Origin of the sequence: Synechococcus sp. B60.1 (assembly GCF_047462555.1) — a bacterium.
GTDB lineage: Bacteria > Cyanobacteriota > Cyanobacteriia > Thermostichales > Thermostichaceae > Thermostichus.
This window is the reverse complement of record NZ_JANSJN010000177.1, coordinates 1-2,199: the sequence shown is the minus strand read 5'-3', so window position 1 is coordinate 2,199 and position 2,199 is coordinate 1. Positions and strand designations below refer to the sequence as shown.

Annotated in this window: 2 protein-coding genes; one reads left to right on the top strand and one right to left on the bottom strand. The window is 58.7% G+C overall.

Translation table 11 applies throughout. The features are described 5' to 3' along the window. The first annotated feature begins 396 nt into the window (after positions 1-396). A complete protein-coding gene (locus NW863_RS12785; protein ID WP_414366819.1) occupies positions 397-1,485 on the top strand; it encodes a metallophosphoesterase family protein in 1,089 nt (362 codons plus the stop codon). A gap of 76 nt (positions 1,486-1,561) precedes the next feature. On the opposite strand, the gene NW863_RS12780 is transcribed toward NW863_RS12785, so the two are convergent. Beyond that, on the bottom strand, positions 1,562-2,199 hold a 638-nt coding region (locus NW863_RS12780; protein ID WP_414366817.1), incomplete at its 5' end, for a cation diffusion facilitator family transporter.

The window sequence follows — 2,199 nt, the reverse complement described above, 5'->3', positions numbered from 1 at the left end:
TTGACCACCTTCTCTGGCGTGTTTTGGTTGACCCAGTAAGGCCTCCGGCCCGCTGGCGCGAGGAGTGCTTGTGCAAAAGCGGACAAGGTTGCCTCTAGCTTCACAGCTTGCGAAGCAGATACCTTGAGCTTGCAAGAGATAGTCAGGACTTGGGCCATGTCACAGTTATTCGTCGTCCGCATTCCTCCCGACCCTGACCGGCCCCCCTCCCCCCGTATACGGGGGTACAGGGCGGGGCTCCTGCGGTTTCTAGCTGAAAGGCGCCAGCTCCCCTGAAATTACGCAAAATCTTAACACAGCTTTAGGGGTTGGCCCCCCATCCCAAGGAGAAGCCTGTGAAGAGGGCGTGAAGGGCTTGGCTATCATACCTGTAGACGGCCAGAGGCGGGATGACCTGTGCAAATTCGCTTTGCTGTGATCAGCGATCCCCACATCACTGTTCCTTCCACCCTTTGGGATCATCCCAACCGGTTTCATTTGGTGGAGGTGAGCATCCCGGCTCTGGAGCAGGTTTTGCAACACCTGGTGCAGTTGCCCTTGGATTTTTTGCTGCTGCCGGGGGATCTGACCCAGCATGGAGAGCCAGAAAACCACGCCTGGTTGGCGGAGCGTCTGGCTCGTTTACCTTTTCCAGCTTTTGTGGTGCCCGGCAATCACGATGTGCCCCAGCTTGAGGCATTGGCAGAGTTTCCCCGCTACTACCAAGCTTTTGGCTATGAGGACGGGCGGTCTTTGGATTACAGCCGCCTGTTGCAGCCAGGGATCCGTTTGATCGGCCTCAATTCCAACCACTTTGATGCTCAGGGCCAGTTGGTGGGGTGTCTAACTTCGGAACAACTGACCTGGCTGGAAAAGGAATTGGCAGCAGCCGAAGAGGAGCTGGTGCTGCTGATGGTGCACCACAACGTGGTCGAGCATCTGCGCGGGCAGTCCCTCCACCCCTGGGGCCGTCGCTACATGCTGGAGAATGCCTCTCAATTGCGGCGGCTGCTACAAGCTTACGGGGTGCAACTGGTGTTCACCGGACATTTGCACATTCAGCACATCGCCCGGCGAGGGGGGGTTTACGACATTACCACCGGCTCTTTGGTCAGTTTTCCCCATCCCTACCGCCTTGTCGAGATCCGACTGGATCGCGAGACCGGGATCCACGTCCACATCCAAAGCTACCGGGTGGGATCCCTGCCCGATTGGCCCGATTTGCAGGCGTTCTCGCGGGAGTGGATGGGTCAGCGCAGCGAACCGGTGGTGGTTAAGTTTTTAACCTCTGCGCCGCTGCATTTGCCTCTGGAGCAGGCCCAAGCCTTGGCCCCACAATTGCGCCACTTTTGGGCAGGGGTAGCTGCCGGGGATCCAGACCTCGCTTTTCCAGACTTCCCACAGCCGGTAGGTCGATTCCTGGAGCGATTTAGCCGTTGTTTTCGCTGCCCACCCGATAATCAGGCGCAGCTCCATTTGCTGCCTCGGGGTTTTTCTATTTCTTAGGAACCAGGGCAAAGAATGGCCTTTGCAGGATTTGGCAGTTGGCGAAGCGATACCGTTTGTTCTTTCGGAAACATTCCTAGGGTTGGGATCCCCCAATGTGGGAGTAGGGCTCTAGGTGGATGGTGACCCGCACCGGCCCGTAGCGCTCCTGCAGCAGTTGCTCCACCGCTTCGGTGATGCGGTGGGCCGACTCCACGTCCAGCGGCTCCACCACCATGTGCATTTCGATAAAGATCATCTGCCCTGGGATGCCGCGGGAGGCAATGTCGTGGCAGTCGAGGATGCCGGGCAGGCTGAGAACCAGCTCCCGCAAGGTCTTAGGCGGAATGGCTACCCGGTCGGTGAGGAAAGGGATATTCTCTTGTAACACTTCCCAGCCGCTCCAAAACACCAGCAGCCCCACCGGCACCGCCAGCACCTGATCCAGCCAGGGGATCCCCCAGTAGTGGATCCCGGCCAGTCCCAGCAGCACCGTCAGGGTTACCCAAACATCGCTGAGGGTATGGCGGGCATCGGCCAAGAGCAGCGAGCTGGACAAAGCCTTGCCCCAGGAACGTTCATAGAAGGACACGAAGAGGTTGATCCCCAGTACCCCCACCATTAGGGCTAGGGTCAGTCCATCGACCTGCAGCGGCGGCTGGGGCTTAAAAAACCGTCCCACTGCTGCGCTGAGGATCTCAAAGCTGGCCATCCCCAGAAAAGCGGCGATCCCCA